This is a genomic window from Photobacterium toruni, from assembly GCF_024529955.1.
Classification (GTDB): Bacteria; Pseudomonadota; Gammaproteobacteria; order Enterobacterales; family Vibrionaceae; genus Photobacterium; species Photobacterium toruni.
The window spans coordinates 138,518-158,139 of sequence record NZ_AP024855.1 but is presented as its reverse complement, the minus strand read 5'-3'; the positions used below and the strand labels follow the sequence as shown (position 1 = coordinate 158,139).

Below are 19,622 nucleotides of genomic sequence, written 5' to 3'. Positions count from 1 at the left end.
TAAATATAGGAATGACTATCTTATGAGTAATATGGCTGCTTTTTTTAAACCAACCAGTATCGCAGTGATTGGCGCATCAAATGATCCACACCGTATCGGCTATATCGTTGTCAGTAATCTCTTATCTGGTTGCTTTAATGGTCCTATTATTCCAGTTACACCTAAGTATACCTCTGTTGCAGGAATTCTGGCTTATCACAACATTGAAGCAATGCCTATAATGCCAGACATTGCAATCGTGTGCACTCGCGCAGAGCTGATACCAGAGATAGTTAATCAATTAGGACAAAAAGGCGTTAAGGCGGTGATTGTTATGGCCGCAGGTATGATTCCGTCAACAAACAACAAAGGAGGCATTAACCACCAGCAACAAATGCTTACTAATGCTCAACGCTATAATATGCGCATTATTGGTCCTAATAGCCTCGGGCTTATCTTACCTTGGCTTAACCTTAATGCGTCAGTCTCTCCTATTGCAGCAAATAAAGGTAATATCGCGTTTATTTCACAATCAGCAGCCGTCTGTACCACAATCCTTGACTGGGCGCATAATAAGCAAATAGGCTTTTCTACCTTTATCTCATTAGGAGATGGCTGTGATATTAATTTTGATGAGCTACTTGATATATTAAGCCAAGATACAAAAACAGATGCTATCTTACTTTATATTGATAATATTAAAGATGCTCGACAGTTCATTTCCGCAGCCCGCGCAGCTGCACGTAATCGTCGAATCTTAGTCTTAAAAAGTGGTCGCACCAACATGGGACAATCAACAACATTATTGCCCTTAACTAATGCGGATAGTGTTGATGAAGTTTACGATGCCGCCATTCGACGTTCAGGTATGTTACGAGTGCATACAACGCATGATTTATTTGCCGCAGTTGAGACACTCGCACATTCAGTACCATTACGCGGTGAGCGATTGGCTATTCTCTCGAATGGTGCAGGCCCTGCTATTATGGCTGTCGATGCATTATCTGATCGCAGTGGCAAATTAGCACAATTAAGTACTGAAACAATAGCAAAGTTAGCTCAAGTCTTACCCGCTTATTGGCCACACACTAACCCAATAGATATAATGGGTGATGCTAATACAGTCCGTTACCAACAAGTCATTAATATTCTGCTTGATAGTGATGATTTCGATGCCCTGCTTATCATTCATAGTCCTTCAGCTATTGCCACTAGTACCCACACAGCACAGATAGTTATTGATACCATCCACCAGCACTCTCGCAGTCAACGATTTAATATTCTAACTACTTGGTCGAGTGAAAATAATGCTACCGATGCTCAAACTCTTTTTACTCAAGCCTGTTTACCCACTTATCGTACACCTGAAAGTGCGATCTCAGCTTTCATGCATTTAGTCGAATACCGTCGTAACCAACGCCAATTAATTGAAACTCCCGTATCAATGGGTGAAATTATGGCTGATCCTCATTATGTTCGTCAGGAAATCCAACGTTTACTGGCGCTAAAGATATACCATCTTGAGACTCATGAAGTACGCCCGTTATTTGAAAGCTATGGTTTTACGACGCTTCCAACTTGGATAGCCTCTGATGCAGCTGAAGCAGTTTATATTGCTGAACAAATTGGATATCCCGTTGCTGTTAAATTACGCTCTCCCGATATTCGCCATAAATCAGATATCCATGGCGTTGTGTTATATCTGCGTAATGCCAATGAAGTCGCTAATGCCGCTGATGCTATTCTATCCCGCGTTGCTTTACATTATCCAAGCGCTCGTATTGATGGCTTATTGATTCAACGAATGGCCAATCGCTCTGGTGCACAAGAATTACGTATTGGTGTTCATCTCGATCCCGTCTTTGGACCTGTGATCATGCTTGGTGAAGAAACGATCCATTGGAATATTGAACGTGATGCTGTTGTTGCATTACCACCGCTAAATATGGCGTTAGCCCGTTATATGGTGATCAATGCATTAAAGCGTCACAAAATAAAACAGCGTAGTAGCTTAGAGAAGATCGCTATTCCTGCGCTGTGCCGATTTTTAGTCACTATTTCACAAATGATCATTGATTGTCCTGATATAAAAGCCTTAGATATCCACCCCCTACTAATATCAGGTGATGAGCTAACGATTATTGATGCCTCGATGGACATTGCCGCGTTTAACGGTGATATTCAACAGCGGTTAGCGATTCGTCCTTACCCTAAAGAATATGAACAACAATGTCAGCTTAAAGATGGCACACCAATATTGCTTCGTCCCATACTTCCAGAAGATGAGCCTATTCATAAAGCCTTTATTAACCAAGTATCAGAAGACGATCTTTATAAACGTTTTTTCTCAGATATTGGAGAGTTAAACCATGAGGCATTAGCAAAGTTTACCCAAATAGACTATGACCGTGAGATGGCCTTTGTCGCTATTTATGATGACATGATTATCGGTGTAGCAAGAGCATTATCAGATGCCAACAATAACGATGCTGAGTTTGCAATTTTAGTTCGTTCGGATTTAAAAGGCGCTGGTTTAGGCGGTATTTTAATGGTTAAGTTAATCGATTATGCTAAACAACGTGGCCTACGTACCTTAACAGGAATGACCATGCCAACCAATCGCGGAATGATCACCTTAGCGCAAAAAATGGGGTTTAAGATTGATGTGCAATTAGCCGATGGTGTCGTTGATATGCAGTTATTATTAAAATGATCGCCCCAATATAAAACAACATGCAGTGAACCATAAATAGTTATTAATAAGGTGTTTTAATGCTTTTACAGCGTTACATTTTGTCTCATCCGCTATAATTATCATTTATGATACAGCTATAGCAGTAATGAGGTGGCAACGTGCATAGATATTATTTCACTTTTAATCAGGCTATTGATGCAATCTCTTCACATTTATCATTATTAATAAGAAGACTTATATATAGCCTCCTTTGGCTGACAATCTCTTGCTTTAGTTATGCTGGTACAGAACAACCTACAGGTGGCAGTTATGGTTTAGCATTAGATCCTGTTCCTACCGTGAATTTTGTTTTCATTACGCCAATTAACACACAACAGCAGCAAGCAAAAGACATTGTTCAACACTCATCGATTCTTGCAACCATTAAGCAGCTAAGCCAAACTCGCTATATTTTCGCCCCCAGCTTAGAGATCGTTTTTGGATGCACTAAAGGCCCTAATTTCAATTCATCCCAACAAGAAATCCAAATCCCCTATCAATATATTACTCAGCTCTTACAACATATAACAAAAACAGGCGCTTATACGACCCAACAACAACGTTATCAAGCAACAACGGATGCACTCTTGCTAACATTACTGCATGAGATCGGCCATGCTTATATTCTTGATCGTGCAATCCCCATATTAGGCAATAATGAAACCATGGTTGATAACTTCGTGACGGTATTACTATTGAATGATATTGAGCGAGGCGATGAAATTGCCATTAATAGTTATCAACTGTTTAGTGCGAGTAAACTAAATGGTACCCCTTTAAGTGATAACCATTTTATTCAGCAGCATAGCCTTAGCCAGCAGCGTTATCAGCATATTTTGTGTTTAGTATACGGCAGCAATCCCACCCGTTACCAACACCTATTTGACTCATACCCCCTCGCACAACGTCAGCAGCAACAACGCCAATGTAATGATATTTACTCAACCACAGAACAAGGTTGGCTTTATTATTTAAGCGATTAAAAAACAATAAAGTGAATATAAATTCAAAACAAAAGATGTAACACCGTAAATTTCGCAACGATACGCATACTTAATCAGTTTTACGCGTAATTATATAAAATTATTGATAGTTATAATCCACGAATAATAAAATCTGGTATATGTTTAAAGATGAGATTTGTGTTTATCCTTTAAATGCATGGTTTATTACTGAACTTAACTTATTCTGTTATCAATAGGTAAACTATCGTTGTGAAATCAACCACAGGCAAGATCGAGCCATTACCACCCGCAAAAGCTAAAAAATCGCGATTACGTAGTAACAGTACCAAAGTCGGTTTATCGTTATTGGGGTTCGTATTTCTAATACCTATAGTGGGATTAATATGGCTTAATATCCATGGTGTAACAATCACTGGAGTGAAAGGACTACATTATGATAATGGTATACAAGCAGAACAAATTTCATTACGTCTTTTTAATTACCATGTCACTTTTCATCAGCTCTCTTTGCAGCACCAGATTGATCCTGACAACCAGCTAGATACTGGAAGCTATCGACTGTTTGCTAAAAAATACGACATTGAGTTAGCCCCTAAAATAACAACCCTATTAGCAACACAAGGTATTTATCTACGCTATATTCACTTCTTTGATGCTACTTTTAGGTTTGTTGATTTCTCATCCCCATTAACAATTAATGCTAGAGCACGTAAAGTAACAGCCTCTGCTGCACACAGCGATGGTAAAGAATCAGCAGCGACACAAATTATAGAGCAGGTTGATGTTACCATTACCAATACACCCCATTTGGTGATCTCAGGGCATTCAAATAAAGGTAAATTAAACGTCTTTTTTCCACATGATCAACCCTCGCCGCATTACCCAATACGGTTTGTTAACAGTCACTTTTCTATTGCTTGGCAAGATAAGCAAACCCCAATCTCTGTTACTATTGCATCGCTTCATCCTCAATGGAAAACACTTAATAGCACCTTATCTGAACAAGTCATTACTAAATTATCCTTAGCGTTTGATCTTAAAAACAGTTTACCAACCATGAAACTAACGGCTAATACCGTCAAACTGGAACAACCAAGATATTTACCTGACTTCGTGAATCGTACTGACATCGATAATAAAGGATTCCATCTAGGACAAACCATTGCTAACCTTGCTCGCCTACCGATAAAAAAGCTTAAACTAAAATCACTCACTTACGGCGACTTATTAATTGATGCTAAAGTGATTTTAAAAACGCCACTAAACACCATCACAACACCGCCAGTAGATCTTGAGCACACAAAACCACACCACAAAATAGCAACTGAAAAAGCAAGGAAGAAAATAGAACAGCAGGCTAAAAATTTAAATATTGCAACAGACAATAAAACTAAAGCGAGATTTATTATAAAAGGAAACGCGCTGGCCCCTAATCCATATCAACTTGATGTTAATATCTATCACCTTTCAAAAACAAATGCGCGGGCTCATACTATTATGACTCGTAGTGATGGTAATAATCTTAACTGCGATATTAAAATAATTTTCCATCAACCATTACCACAATATTTAAATTGCAATGCTAACTTTAAAAATACTAAAGAATTTACCGATCGTTTAGGGCTTAAAGATGTTCCTAATGCTCAAATAAAGGGACCTTTACGCTTTTATGCTAAACAAGTGCTGAGCAATGAATCAACGACTGCAAACCAAATGGTGATGAATAATAAAATTGTAGATGCTCATTACTTAATAGGTATTGAATTACCCCCCTCTTTTACTATTGAGCTGAATAAATACGCCTTTGAAGCCCCTTTTTTTAAGGCTAAATATAAAAATCCTCATCAACATCATACGCCAAAGCATATTGCTAATATTCAAATGAACAGTGACGGTAAAATAAACTTCAACCTCAGTTATCAAAACACATTATTGAAAATGGCTCTCAGTGATAAGGATGAGACGATCAGTTTTAAAAATGCGAATACAAACTCTGAATTTAATTTTTTTATTGATGAACTCAATTGTTTATATCCCAACCTTCAATGCCATATTAACGCCAATATCAAGGCTAATATCAATACATTGCAACCGGTCATCAAGAGTAAAATTGACAGCGTAAGTTTTAACTCAAACATAAAAGCGACATGGGCTAATAATTATTTAATTACCCAACTACAACAGGCACACTTTCAAGCAAATACACTGTTTTTCCATGGCAGTCCTACCTTAACCAACAATAAGATCAGCAATATTGATTTCAATATAAATCAATTAATGGGCATTATTGAGAAAAAAGAAGACCGCTTAAACTTAATGGTTTATCAACCTAAAAACACTCAAGCACAATTAAGTGCTCAATTATCGACACGCCACCAGCCAGAGAAAATAGCACTAAAAGCAGACTATCGTGCCAAACTAAACATTGCCGTCAATAAGTTATTATTACGTCATGAGATATTATTCAATAACGCTTCTCAAGCAACATCTATTACACCATTAATATTCTCAAGTCAGTTTAATATCACAATCGACGATGCTCAGCGTAACGATAAACAACGCTTTCCATCAGCCAACCTTGAGGGGCAATTCAATGTAACGTCCCAAAAACTACAAGCGAAAGCCACATTAACTAACCGTCACGATGATATTTTAGTAAAGCTCAGCCTTAAGACTGATTTAGCAACCCAAAAGACCCATGTAAAATTACACCGTAACACAATAACCTTCACTAACACTCGTCACCTAAAAAAGCATTACTTTCCAGAACTGCCTTTGCCATTTGATATAACTGACGGCAGCATTACTATCAGTGCCGCATTCGTTATTGACCATGATAATCAATTAACAGGAACCACGAACATCTCTACCGATCAGCTTTCTGGCAATTATGATAATATTGATATTATGCAGCTAGATAGTAGAGCCTCGCTCGCGTTTTCTCCTAAAGGGATCCGTACACTGCATCCTATTGCTTTATTTGCCCACCAGCTTAATGCTGGAATAACATTGACTAAACCCAGTTTGATCATGGATGTGAATACTCAAACAAACCACTACACATTACATCGAATGGCCACTTATGTATTAGGTGGCAGTTTAAGTGCTCATCGTATTAACCTTACTCATTTACCTACATCTGCATTCATTCCAATTACCGTTTTTGGTATTAAAATCAATGAAATCGTCAATCTCATTGATCTTGATGGCATTGAATTTACTGGGATCCTTGATGGTACGATTCCCATTGCTATTGTTAATGGAAAAATAGCAATTCAAGATGGTGTGCTTCATTCTCGCCATCCAGGGGGTATCCTACGTTACATCGCAGGATCGATGCTTGATAAAAATATCAAAGCGACAGATCATCAAAGCCCATTAATGGTAAGTGAGATACTTAAAAATTATCATTATCATACTTTAGCCATGAAAGTTAACTATGCTAAAGATGGCGTGTTAAAAACTCAATCTCATTTCAAGGGATATAATCCTGATTTTCAGTACGGCCGCCCAATCAATATAAACGTAATGATTGAAGATAATGTGCTTGAGATTATCAAAACAATAAACATACTCAATGCATCCAATATCGAAAGAAAAATTAGTGAGTATTTTAACCACCAATAGTATTTAAGGTTATTAATATGAATAGGTTACAACAAGCACTCTCACTATCAGGTTGTTATAGCGGCATCTTTTTCGTTGCTATACTCTTACTCAAAGGGTGCACACCAACCATACAAGTTGCGACATCAGATAAACCGATTGAGATTAATCTTAATGTTAAAATTGAACATGAAATTAAAATAAAGGTTGATAACGATATAGAACAGTTATTTGATAACAAAACTGTATTTTAATCATCATAACAACTCGCCATTAAGGTTATCGTCCTATGAAAGCTATAATCCTAAAAAAAAGACTCCTTAGTTATGGGCTATTACTCTGTTTATTTTCACCTTCAGCATTAGCAATTACATTACAACAAGCGAAACAACAAGGGCTTGTAGGTGAAGCTAATAATGGCTTAATTGCCGCGATTAAACCAAACAATAATACGACTATTAATCAGCTTATAATCTCTGTAAACAACCATCGCCAAAAAACATATCAAGCTATCAGCCAATCACATTCAGTATCACTTAATACTATAAAATTACGGGCATACCATAAGGCAATAGAAAAAACACAATCAGGGCATTTTTATCAAGACAGTCGTGGCTCATGGAAAATGAAAAAATAATAACCACACATTAAATTACTCTTAACCCGTGTTTAAAAATATTTAACTAAACGAAATAGAATGTCATAGGTATAATTCGAAAAATTATAAACAACCTGATGTCAACTATATAATATGACGTTAAATCAAAAGATTAAAAATTTAAAACCCGTAGATATCATATTTACAATTACCGCAATTATCTGTTTAGCTCCTTTCATTAGTTCACCCATCGCTTTAATTCTTGGCTTTACGTTAGCCAGTTTAGGGTTAGTTCCTACTCAATTTAATCTCGCAGCATTAACCAAAAAACTTTTGTCGTACTCCATTATTGGTTTAGGGTTTGGGATTAATTTAAATGAAGCCATTGAAGCTAGCCGCCAAGGACTTGGACTGATTATCTCTTCAATTTTCTTTACGTTATTTTTAGGATGGATCGCAACCCACTTTTTAAAACTTGATAAAAAAACTGGTCATTTAATCGCAGCCGGTACGGCTATTTGTGGCGGTAGTGCCATCGCCGCAGTATCACCTGCGATTAATGCTCGCGATGACCAAACCTCACTCGCTCTCGCTACTGTGTTTGTACTAAATGCTGTGGCTCTGTTTCTTTTCCCTGCGGTTGGTCACTTATTAGAAATGAGTCAACATGCCTTTGGTACTTGGGCAGCCATTGCTATTCATGACACATCATCGGTTGTGGGTGCTGCCGGATCTTATGGTGATGATGCATTAAAAACAGCAACAACGTTAAAACTCGCTCGTGCTCTATGGATCATTCCGGTTGCTTTTGGCAGCGCATTAATGTTTAAAGGTGACAGTAAGAAAATCACTATTCCTTACTTTATCGTTTTTTATTGCTTAGCGATTTTAATTGCACATTTTATTCCGCAATTTCATTCAACTTATATACTGATTTTTGATGCATCAAAGCGTTTATTAGTGGTGTGTCTATTCTTAATCGGATCAGGTATTACCGTTAATAAATTACGCAATGCCGGACACAAACCATTGCTACTCGGGGTTGTGCTTTGGTTAGCAATTGGTACGGCATCATTAACTTACATTGAGCTATTTCTGTAACTGATATTATAAAATAGTCCTTTATAGCGACATAAAAAAACCTCTATTCTTCAATATTCAACATGAAGATATAGAGGTTTTTTATTAAGCTACTTTATTTTTTATAAGGCGCTACTGCACTTTAATAAACACGATTACAAGACAAAACTTGCAAAAATAAAGCCAAAGATAATACTAAATACCATACTTAATAAGCCAGGTATCATAAAACTATGGTTAAAGATGTAACTACCGATCTTGGTTGTTCCTGTACGGTCAAAATCAATTGAGGCAATAATTGGACCATAGTTAGGAATAAAGAAGTAACCATTAACCGCAACAAACGTCGCAATAATCACTTCAGGTGGCAGACCAAGTGTAATGCCGACAGGAACTAACACCGCCGTTGTTGCTCCCTGACTATTCACCATCACAGATAATGCGAATAAAGCAAATGCAAAAGTCCATGGTGCAACTTCTACTAAGCCAGATACCGCTTCTTTCACCATTTCACTGTGACCTGCAATAAACGTATCACCTAACCATGCGATACCAAAGATAGCTACAATCGCACGCATACCTGCATGAAACACAGATCCTTGTGTAATTGCATTACCATCAGGCTTACAAATTAAGATAATCAATGCTGCAATAGCTAACATCACGATCTCAATCGTATGTGCCATACCCATCGCTGATCCATTGAAATTAGGACGTAATGATGGAAATGCGCCCATAATAACAACCGCCAAAGCACCAAATAAGAATAAACCAACCGCTTTCTTTGCTTCTGGCTTAATCACAATCTCTTCTACTTTTACTTCTTGTTCCATTTCTTGACGGAAAGCAGGATCTTGCATACGGCGTTGATATTCTGGATCGTCTTTTAAATCTTTACCTATTTTATTAACGACAACACATGCAAGTGCTAGGCCACAGAATGTACCGGGAATTGTTACCATTAATACATCAGCTAATGTAATACCTTGAGGCTCAAGGAATGCAACTAAAGCAACAACCGCAGCGGCAATAGGACTAGCAACAATCGCAAACTGAGAAGCAATAACGGCCATACCTAATGGACGTTCAGGACGAATACCACTACGGCGACTTACTTCCGCAATAACAGGTAATACCGAATAAGCAACGTGACCAGTACCGGCTAAAAAGGTAAACATATAAGTCACTAACGGTGCAATAAAGGTAATATGACGTGGATTTTTACGAAGAATATTTGACGCTATTTTAATTAAGTATTCAAGACCACCAGCCGCTTGCATTGCAGCCGCTGCCGCAACAACAGCCATGATCATTAACATTACATCAATTGGTGGGCTGGTGGGTTGCAGACCAAAAACAAAACTTAAAATCGCAAGACCGATACCACCCATTACACCCAAACCAATACCACCGATTCGAGCACCCACTAAAATACACACTAGTACAATCAAAAATTCTACAATAAACACATTTATACTCCCTAATAACAGCGTTTATATTACTGAGCAATATTCAGTAAAAATTCGTGCTGATAATAAAGTTTATATAGGAGCAATAATTAGCTATTAATCACATTTATTAAATTTTGTATCAATAAGTGTATTTTTATAAAAAGTTTATCCGTTTTTGTTCTCAATAAGACTTTAAATAGATAACAACACGTTAATAAATAGTTAAAATTAATGATGCTTTTTTTACTGTGGCAATTTGAGTGACTATTAATAATTCATCTTCATTACTGTTTTTTTGTAATCAAAGGCTCTCTTATTTTTAACCATAAAACAAACAATAAAAGAGAAAATGCCATTAAGTCACATAACGCACTGGTAAGTCCCGATGTAAATAATGAAATAGTCATTAGTAATATAGTGATAATGACACTTATAATTTGTCGTTTACGATCACTCATTCTAAGTAAATAGACTTTCATAATAACGATCCTTGCTCAACATTGATTGTTTCTAATATGTTAACCAAGCATTGTGATTTTAAAAATACCATTTACCTCTATGAAAGAGTAAAAAAGTCTATAACCCTATGATCTCACTAATTACGAAAGCCAACATAATGTATTCTCATTTAGCATGGCTAGTTTGTTCAAAAAACACACATGTAACCATTAAAGCGTAATTATCATACCAATATCTTGTCATTTTTCGCTACAATACACCCAAGTATAAAGACATTTATTCATCGTGATATTTACGTTATTACCTTTATAGTAATTGATATCATATTGATAAATCATTACATATTTTTCGGAGAAAACAATGGCATCTCGTACGCTAAAAGCAGCAGTTGTCTTAGGTCTATTTGCATTATCTGGTTGCGCTTCATCTGACAGCCCTTGTGATACAGGTTACCTATTACCATCAAAACTTGATAATGAAAACCTTCAATGCCAACAACAAGCCGCTGCAACTGTTGCCCCAGAAACAACAATAACTAGCGAACCCGTTGTTGATAGTGACTACATTAACAATGACAACTCTCACCTTGCTGATGAGGAGTCAATGACCAATGATCAAGCATTTGGTGATATTAACCCCTCACATTTTACCATTCAAATTTTAGCATTAAGTGAAGAGCGTAACCTACGTGGTTATCTTCAGCCGATCACGGGTGATCAACCAATTTGGGTTAACTGGAAACACGCATTAGGCCGTAACTGGTATGCCGTTACTTACGGTAATTTCGCAACTCGTGAACAAGCAAAACAAGCAATTCAAACATTACCAACTAATGTTCAAGCACAAGGTCCATTTGTATTAAGTTTTGCCGCAGTTAAAGCAGATAAAGAAGGTCAAGTGTACCAATTACGTTAATCGTACTACGGCACTAAATACTACAACTTATACTGTAGCCAAAAAAAACCAGACACTCAGTCTGGTTTTTTTATTTCATCCTATTTATTAATAATTAAGCTTATTAATAAATCAACAATTATTGATCGTCTTGACTCACATCAGTATTGCGTTTTTTCTTAGGGATAAAGACATCATTACCCACCGCTTGGTTTTCGTAAAAACGCTTATCAACTCTCTTTTTCGCTTTAGGTGCTTGAGTTCGTTTCGCCGTACCTGTTGCGTTGGTTGTTGTTTTCTTAACAATTTTCTTTTTCGGTGCAGGCTTAAGACCTTTAAACTTACCGACTAGACCTTCAATCGTTGTGAATTCAATCTTTTGTTTTAAGAATGCTTCAACGGCTTTAAAGCTCTTCCAGTCTTTTGGTCCAACTAATGATACAGCATCACCTTTATTACCCGCACGACCAGTACGACCTACACGGTGAACATATTCTTCAGCATGTTTTGGCATATCAAAGTTAATGACTAATGATACGCTATCAATATCAAGGCCACGAGATGCGATATCTGTAGTCACAAGGATCTTATGACAATTACGCTCAAACTGACTCATAATGCTATTACGTTGCGTTTGATTCAGATTACCACTTAGTGCAACGGCTTTTAGTTTACGTTCGTTCAGCTCAGCGGTTAAACGATCAGTATCAGCACGCGTTGCAGTGAAAATAATAACTTGATTGTAATCTTCTACTTCTAACACTTTATCTAATAATGCTTGTTTGTGATCTAAGTGATCACACAAAATAAAGCGTTGTGTAATATCGGTATGCTCTTCTGCTGAGTGACCAATTGAAATGCGCTTAGGGTTATCCAACATTTCAGATGCCATATCAAGCACATCAACATGATCCATCGTTGCAGAGAACATTAATGTTTGACGACGACGGTGATTTGCAGCTTCGTTAATACGACGTAGTTGCGGCTCAAAACCAAGATCAAGCATACGGTCGGCTTCATCAAGAATAAGCATTTCTAAACCGTCAAGGTGTGTACTACGGTGCTCTAGGTGATCCGCAAAACGACCAGGTGTTGCAACTACAAACATTGGGTCATTACGTAATGCTTTTACTTGGTCGTTAAAGTTTTCACCACCAACGATCAATGTACCATCGTAAGGCGTACCTGCATTAAGCGTACGTAATTGTGCAAAAATTTGTTTCGCTAACTCACGGGTTGGTGTCAAAATCAAAACACGTGGATCACGACGAGTAAATGGCTTACTGCGGTACATACGTTGCATCGCAGGTAATAAAAATGCCAGAGTTTTACCGGAACCCGTTTTCGACGACGCCAAAATATCTTTGCCTGCAATAGCAACAGGGACTGCCGTTTGTTGAATTTCGGTTGCTCGATCAAACGCCAAATGATTTAGTTTCTTTAGTAGGCGTGGGTCTAAGCCAAGATCTTTAAAATGCAAAATGATGCTCCGGTAAAAACAACTCAATCTATGAGTGTATACTGTCAAATATGATGTATATCACAATATTGTGAAAACATTAGCTGGAAATTATAACACAAACCAATTTTAAAAAACCTAAAATAAGTCATCACATTGACGTTAACATATTGATAATCATTCTTGCTATATATGCTGCAAAAACGTATCAAAACCCCAAATAGTTTGTTGATAGCAGCTAAAAGGAAGCATTAGTGTGTCATTCCTTTGTCAGGTTTCAATATATAAAAAACCCAACAAATACTGTTGGGTTTTTAAAATAGTCTATTTATATAACTAAATATTACTCTGCGTCTGGGTAACCATTAGGGTTAGTTGACTGCCAACGCCATGTATCTTGTGTCATATCGTCTAGAGTCAGTTTAGCTTCCCAATGCAATTCAGCTTTTGCTTTTGCAGGATCTGCCCAACATTCCGCAATATCACCCGCACGACGTGGTGCTATCTTATATGGAATTTCAACACCTGAAGCGATTTCAAATGCTTTTGCCATTTGCAATACACTATTACCGTTACCAGTGCCAAGGTTGTAAATGTGTAAACCCGCTTGACGACCTTTGTGCGTTAATGCCGCAAGGTGACCATCAGCAAGATCAACCACGTGAATGTAATCACGAACACCGGTACCATCAACTGTTGGGTAGTCGTCACCGAAAACAGATAAAAACTCACGACGACCAACTGCTACTTGAGAAATAAATGGCATTAGGTTGTTAGGAATGCCCTGTGGATCTTCGCCCATAGTACCTGATTTATGTGAACCTACTGGGTTGAAGTAACGCAATAATGTTACGCTCATTTCAGGATATGCATATTGAATATCAGCAAGACACTCTTCAACCATTAGCTTACTACGACCATATGGGTTAGTTGCACTGGTTGGAAAGTCTTCAGTAATCGGCACAGATGCAGGATCGCCATAAACAGTTGCTGATGAACTAAAGATAATTGCATTCACACCTGCTGTGCGCATCGCTTCAACAAGTACTAACGTTCCACTTACATTATTATCATAATATTCAAGTGGTTTTTCTACTGACTCACCAACGGCTTTAAGGCCTGCAAAGTGAATCACAGCATCAATTTCATTTTCAGCAAAAACACTGTCTAAAAATTCACGATCACGGATATCGCCTTTATAGAAGGCTGGCGTTACACCGGTTAAGTTCTCAATGCGCTTTAATACTGTTTCTTTACTGTTATACAAATTATCAACAATAATCGGGGTCATACCCGCTTCAATCATTTGTACACAAGTATGACTACCAATGTAGCCCATGCCACCAGTAACTAATACACGCATGATGTCTCCTAGTCGTTAATACGTAGTTTTAATCTAAATATTAATACATATCCGTATAGTAATAACACGATATTGTATAAAAATTCATTATCTTGAAATATTATGCTATCAATTGCTGTCTTTAGCAATCTATTGATTCACATGACATTTAATTTTGACATAATGTTAGCTGAAAAGACAAAGACGCATATCACAGTTTTATATTTCAGTTGCCATAAAATAGCTTTAACCATTATAAATAAAACATTGTATAATTGAAAAGAATTACAATCAGTTGAGTAAGCTATGAAACGATTTTTACATTATTCTATCCTGTTTTGGGCATTTCTTGTCATGACTACGGGTTGCGAGGTTGTACGTTGGAAAACAACACATGATCAGGCTTCTTTAGAAAAAGAAGGATTCAGTAAGCATAAAATGATGCTTCGAGAAGGTGGTCAGTTAACCTATTGGGAAGGAGGACAAGGAGAGCCGCTACTACTATTACATGGTTTTGGTGGTACGGCAGCCGCTACATGGAAAGCTGAAATGCTACAGCTGAGTAAAAAATACTATGTTATTGCGCCAGATTTGCTCTGGTTTGGTGAATCATATAGTGATAATACTGCCCAATTATCGACTCAAACGAATGCTATTTGGCAATTAATAGATAAATTACAGCTTAATAAAATTAATGTCGCAGGTATTTCTTATGGTGGCTTTATCACCTATGACATGATGCTAACACCTGAGCGAATAAATAAAGCAGTGATTATCGCCAGCCCTGGTCCACAATTTAATGATAAAGATTTGCATGACTTAGTTAAACGCGCAGGTATTCGATCACCTGAAGAATTATTTGTTCCTAATAATGGTGATGATGTTAAACGCCTTTATGACAATGTTTTTATAAATAAAAAATTTATTCCTGATTTTATTGCAAACCAAATCTACCTTGATTATTTTTCGGAGTGGAAACCCCAACGAACTCAATTAATTCAAACATTACCTAATGATAGAGATCGAATTCAGCAATATGACCCTAAAAAATTACCTCAAGCACTCATAATATGGGGACAAAATGATCAAATATTCCCACTCAATAACGGCATTAAATTAAGTCAATATATTCAATCTCCAATCATTGTTCTACCAAATACGGCACACGGTATTACCAATGAAAAACCTAACGTAACGGCTGATTTAATTGATAATTTTTTATCCTCACTATGACTATCATATAGTCATTACAAAAAAGAGAAGCCAAAGCTTCTCTTTTTTTATTATTGCGACTTTTGCTGTAAATAAACAAAGATTTCGTCTTTTAATAACAGTTTTTCTTTTTTGAGCCGCTCTATAAGCGTCTCATCAAAGCCATTAGCCGATGTCATAACATTAATTTTATCATCTAACTCATTATGCTTTTTAAATAGACGATCAAAGTGCACATCATGACCTTTTAGTGATATTATTAAGCTTCTATACTCTGGATACATTGTCACCTCTCTTCATTTTTAAACACCATTTACCTTTAACTAATCTGAATAATTATTCATAGCAATAGATCTGGTTTTTAATCATTTAAGCTAAACAATCAGTCTTATTCCATATAACAAAACATAAATCATAAACTTTTATACTTATGTATCATTTAGTTACATCTAATACTGTTTATTCCCTGTTCATCAAAAGATAGCAACATCTCTTTTAAAGATATTATTTTACATTAAAGTAGAAAAATAATTAGACATCAATCACAATACTGATATGCTTCCAAAAAAACACTCGATCTCTTGTATTTATCTTAATGTTGTTATAAAGGTTTTTTTTATATCATGGCTACATTGATTAAAAGCACTCAGCTACAAGCAACAAACTTTGCCTATATTGAACTTAGTGAGAAAACATTAAAAAAACAACTTTCTTTGTTATTTCCTTTTGCTGGTGCTATCTGTGCCATTATTGCTTTTACTTATTTTGTCTCACAGCAAGACCATTATTTTACTATTGTTGGTATAGTTGGCATGGTGTTATGTTATATTTTAGCGGCATTAAATCGAACCCTCTTCTCGGCAACTATTCTTTTTTGGATCTTTTTAATTGCAACAACTCTCGTATGTTCTAGTGGTTTTTATTTTACTGGTGCACGCCATATCAGTAATACTATCGGCTTAACTATTCCACTATTAAGCTTTTTTGCATTAAAAATTAAAACCGCTACCTGGTATAGTGGTATTTTTGGCTTGATCTATATTGTGCTAAGCGTATCTGAAATAGCCGACAAACATATACAGATTTCTTCTGCCCTTCAAAATATTTGTGCTTATTCTATTATTTTTGTGATGGCATTTTTATTATCTCGTCATCGATACGATGCTATTTTGCAAGTTAAAAAAACCACGACTAATGATTTTCTGACTGGGCTATTAAACCGCGAAGGGCTATTACCTTTTTATCAAACCGAATCAGCTCGATGTAAGCGTTACCGTCGAGATATTTCGATGCTATTAATCAATATTGATAAATTCAGAGATGTTAATGATCGCTTCGGCCTTGATGCTGGAGATAAGACTCTGATGATGGCTGCAAAATGCCTCCGTGAAATTTGTGACAAAAATATACATATTGCACGTTTGAGTAGCCAAGAGTTTTGTATCATTATTCCTGATGCAAATATTCAAGCAGCAGAACAATTTGCAATTAAAATTCGAGATGAAATTAGTCAATGGATCTTAGAATTAACGACGGGGCATCAAATAAAGATCAGCGTTAGTATTGGTATTACTAATATTGAATATCAAGATTTTAGATACGATTATATCAAAGCAGAAAGTGCATTGATGCGAGCCAAAAGCTGGGGTTCAAATCAAATAGCAACCAATGAATAGAGAATAATAATGAGCATAATAAAACACTATCAATGGAAATGTTTTAGTATTGAAGAGCAACCACACTTGCTTCCCGATGGTCGAGAAATACCTTATACCAGTATAAAACATCCAGGCGCGGTGGTTATTGTTCCTATTGATCATAACGGTGATCTGGTACTTGTTCATCAATATCGTCCCGCGGTAAGCCAATGGTTATTTGAGTTCCCTGCAGGTACCATTGAAACCGAAGAAGATATTTTCATTTGTGCGCAACGAGAATTAGCAGAAGAGACAAACTTAGCCGCAAGTCAATGGCAGCCTATAGGTCAGTTACTGCCTGTACCTAGCTTTTGTGATGAAATACAATACCTCTATGTGGCTAAAGAGCTATCAGCAACTCAGGGTGAACTTGATGATGACGAAATCATTAATGTAGTTACTCTATCTGTTGCTGAAGTAGAACAAAAAATTGCCGCTAACCAAATTCAAGATAACAAAACATTAGCCGCTTTTCTAAAAGCACGTATTCTTGGTTTTATTTAAATTAAACGCCAATAATCATAAACATGTTACGGTATTTAAGAATAAAAATCGTAACATGTAGAACATCGCTCATATCTGAAAAATTACTATTCATACAAATATATCGCGTTAAGCTTCATTTCAGTTTATAAAAACATTTTTAAAAGATGGTATATCGTGTCTTTCTTACTCGCTTTAATATTTTCTCTTTCATCAAACCTCGATAATTTTGTTATTGGCCTTAGTTATGGTGTGAAAAATGAAAGAATTCCTTTTACCGCTAATGCAATAATTGCTTTTATAACAGCGTTAATTACCTTTATTTCAATGCTAGGTGGTAAGTTAATAACTCAACTGATTCCTAATTATGTATCAAATGAATTAGGCTCAGTGATTTTTATTTTAATGGGCGCTTGGTTCATTGGCTGCGATCTTCTAAAAAAACAACAACAGCAACAAAAACAACGCACCGTACTTAATTTTAAAGGGGCGGTCATGTTAGGTTTATTATTGTCGATTAATAATGTTGGCGTAGGTATTTTAGGTAGTATTACCCACTTAGACATTACACTGGTTGTTATGCTTACTTTTACCACGGGTATGTTCTTAACATATGTCGGTAATCATATTGGTCATAGTGTTATTGGCAACATTGTTGGAAAATATAATGATCTGATTTCAGGTAGTTTACTTATTCTTTTAGGTATTTTATCGCTATTATTTAAATTTTAAGTGTGTTTGATTTATCTATAAACCCAATAAAAGCCCAGTCATTAACTGGGCAATATAAATCACAAATCATGGCAGCTGCACATTAATTTGCCAACGCTTAAGCGGCTCCATTTGATTAATGCCCTCTCGCCCCCAACGATCAATACTGTCAATAACCATCACATTGACATCTTTTGGCAATAATGCCTGTTGAAATACTGTTAATTTCTTCGTTGTTAATAACCACAAGCTATCATCGTCAGCCAATAACGCGCTTAATTTTTGCTTATCTTTGTCTGTCCACTCTAATGCTGGTGTCGTTAAACGATCGACAACAAACAGTTGGTTACCTGATGCAAAATCTTCAAGCTCCTTAGAAAGTAAGATGACCGAATCAATACCAGCCTCAATTAGCATTTGTTGTTGATCATTAATTAACGAGCGAACATCCCCCATTAATTGCTGCTGATTCTTTTCTATTTGTTGCGCTTTTTCAGGCCATAAACGTTGTAAATCATCGCTGACAATTGCCGCCATACGACTAAGATTAGTTGGATTTAACCATGAATAGATTGAGGTTGAACCATCTTCTAAACGCAATGCCGCGACACCTTGTGCGCGAGGAGAAATCGCTTGAGATGCATCAATCTCGACGATGTTAATATTACCTTGTCGAGCATGAGCATAGAGCGGATCTTGCGGCCAAATAGCCCCTAATGTGATCACAGTTTGCGCTTTCTTGCTCGCCTCTTTTGTTACCACGTCACCTTTTGAAGCAAACCAATTCGGTAACCGTGATACACCATAACGTTTAGGCGGTAAATATTCCGTCGTTAGCCCTGTATTATATGTTAGCTCTGTTGCTAGCATATAAGTTACAGGGGTTGCGGTTAAAATATCTTGCGCATGAACGGCGCAGGTATAACTCCACCCTGCGGTAAGCATTGCAACA

Annotated in this window: 16 protein-coding genes; 11 read left to right on the top strand and 5 right to left on the bottom strand. The window is 36.7% G+C overall.

The window, feature by feature from the left end:
• Positions 1 to 22 precede the first annotated feature (22 nt).
• The 6 genes from OC457_RS14880 to OC457_RS14855 all read left to right on the top strand — a co-directional run bounded on the left by OC457_RS14880 (position 23) and on the right by OC457_RS14855 (position 8,983).
• Positions 23 to 2,692, top strand: coding sequence for a bifunctional acetate--CoA ligase family protein/GNAT family N-acetyltransferase (locus OC457_RS14880; protein WP_080174111.1), 2,670 nt, complete (start codon positions 23 to 25; stop codon positions 2,690 to 2,692).
• A 140-nt stretch (positions 2,693 to 2,832) separates the two neighbouring features.
• Positions 2,833 to 3,696 carry a DUF4344 domain-containing metallopeptidase gene (locus tag OC457_RS14875; RefSeq protein WP_235866914.1) on the top strand — a complete coding sequence of 288 codons (864 nt, stop codon included), beginning with the start codon at positions 2,833 to 2,835 and terminating at the stop codon, positions 3,694 to 3,696.
• A 231-nt stretch (positions 3,697 to 3,927) separates the two neighbouring features.
• The gene (locus tag OC457_RS14870; RefSeq protein WP_080174110.1) at positions 3,928 to 7,305 is read left to right on the top strand and encodes an intermembrane phospholipid transport protein YdbH family protein; all 3,378 of its coding nucleotides are present in this window, start codon (positions 3,928 to 3,930) and stop codon (positions 7,303 to 7,305) included.
• A 17-nt stretch (positions 7,306 to 7,322) separates the two neighbouring features.
• Positions 7,323 to 7,538 carry a YnbE family lipoprotein gene (locus tag OC457_RS14865; RefSeq protein ID WP_080174109.1) on the top strand — a complete coding sequence of 72 codons (216 nt, stop codon included), beginning with the start codon at positions 7,323 to 7,325 and terminating at the stop codon, positions 7,536 to 7,538.
• 35 nt (positions 7,539 to 7,573) lie between these two features.
• Entirely contained in the window at positions 7,574 to 7,921 is a 348-nt protein-coding gene (locus OC457_RS14860; protein WP_080174108.1) for a YdbL family protein, read from the top strand.
• 114 nt (positions 7,922 to 8,035) lie between these two features.
• Positions 8,036 to 8,983 carry a YeiH family protein gene (locus tag OC457_RS14855; protein WP_080174107.1) on the top strand — a complete coding sequence of 316 codons (948 nt, stop codon included), beginning with the start codon at positions 8,036 to 8,038 and terminating at the stop codon, positions 8,981 to 8,983.
• 134 nt (positions 8,984 to 9,117) lie between these two features.
• Here OC457_RS14855 and OC457_RS14850 read toward each other — a convergent pair whose 3' ends face one another.
• Complete coding sequence (locus tag OC457_RS14850) at positions 9,118 to 10,431, bottom strand: anaerobic C4-dicarboxylate transporter family protein (RefSeq protein WP_080174106.1); 1,314 nt, start codon at positions 10,429 to 10,431, stop codon at positions 9,118 to 9,120.
• Between the two features lie 801 nt (positions 10,432 to 11,232).
• Between OC457_RS14850 and OC457_RS14845 the strand changes: the two genes are divergently transcribed.
• Positions 11,233 to 11,787 carry an SPOR domain-containing protein gene (locus tag OC457_RS14845; RefSeq protein WP_080174104.1) on the top strand — a complete coding sequence of 185 codons (555 nt, stop codon included), beginning with the start codon at positions 11,233 to 11,235 and terminating at the stop codon, positions 11,785 to 11,787.
• 118 nt (positions 11,788 to 11,905) lie between these two features.
• Here the strand turns inward: OC457_RS14845 and OC457_RS14840 are convergent, their stop codons facing one another.
• Positions 11,906 to 13,246 carry a DEAD/DEAH box helicase gene (locus OC457_RS14840; protein ID WP_080174103.1) on the bottom strand — a complete coding sequence of 447 codons (1,341 nt, stop codon included), beginning with the start codon at positions 13,244 to 13,246 and terminating at the stop codon, positions 11,906 to 11,908.
• Positions 13,247 to 13,568: 322 nt separating this feature from the next.
• Positions 13,569 to 14,588, bottom strand: coding sequence for a UDP-glucose 4-epimerase GalE (gene galE / locus OC457_RS14835; RefSeq protein ID WP_080174102.1), 1,020 nt, complete (start codon positions 14,586 to 14,588; stop codon positions 13,569 to 13,571).
• 285 nt (positions 14,589 to 14,873) lie between these two features.
• On the opposite strand from galE, the gene OC457_RS14830 reads away from it, so the two are divergent.
• Entirely contained in the window at positions 14,874 to 15,800 is a 927-nt protein-coding gene (locus OC457_RS14830) for an alpha/beta fold hydrolase (protein ID WP_080174101.1), read from the top strand.
• A 50-nt stretch (positions 15,801 to 15,850) separates the two neighbouring features.
• On the opposite strand, the gene OC457_RS14825 is transcribed toward OC457_RS14830, so the two are convergent.
• Entirely contained in the window at positions 15,851 to 16,063 is a 213-nt protein-coding gene (locus tag OC457_RS14825; protein WP_080174100.1) for a DUF465 domain-containing protein, read from the bottom strand.
• 339 nt (positions 16,064 to 16,402) lie between these two features.
• Here OC457_RS14825 and OC457_RS14820 point away from each other — a divergent pair, with 339 nt between their 5' ends.
• The 3 genes from OC457_RS14820 to OC457_RS14810 all read left to right on the top strand — a co-directional run bounded on the left by OC457_RS14820 (position 16,403) and on the right by OC457_RS14810 (position 18,691).
• Complete coding sequence (locus tag OC457_RS14820) at positions 16,403 to 17,455, top strand: GGDEF domain-containing protein (protein ID WP_080174099.1); 1,053 nt, start codon at positions 16,403 to 16,405, stop codon at positions 17,453 to 17,455.
• A gap of 9 nt (positions 17,456 to 17,464) precedes the next feature.
• On the top strand, positions 17,465 to 17,980 hold the full coding sequence (locus tag OC457_RS14815) for an NUDIX hydrolase (RefSeq protein ID WP_080174098.1): 516 nt from the start codon (positions 17,465 to 17,467) through the stop codon (positions 17,978 to 17,980).
• 156 nt (positions 17,981 to 18,136) lie between these two features.
• Positions 18,137 to 18,691, top strand: a complete 555-nt coding sequence (locus tag OC457_RS14810) for a manganese efflux pump MntP (RefSeq protein ID WP_080174097.1) — start codon at positions 18,137 to 18,139, stop codon at positions 18,689 to 18,691.
• A 66-nt stretch (positions 18,692 to 18,757) separates the two neighbouring features.
• Here OC457_RS14810 and OC457_RS14805 read toward each other — a convergent pair whose 3' ends face one another.
• The gene (locus tag OC457_RS14805; RefSeq protein ID WP_235866920.1) at positions 18,758 to 19,615 is read right to left on the bottom strand and encodes an ABC transporter substrate-binding protein; all 858 of its coding nucleotides are present in this window, start codon (positions 19,613 to 19,615) and stop codon (positions 18,758 to 18,760) included.
• Positions 19,616 to 19,622: the final 7 nt, after the last annotated feature.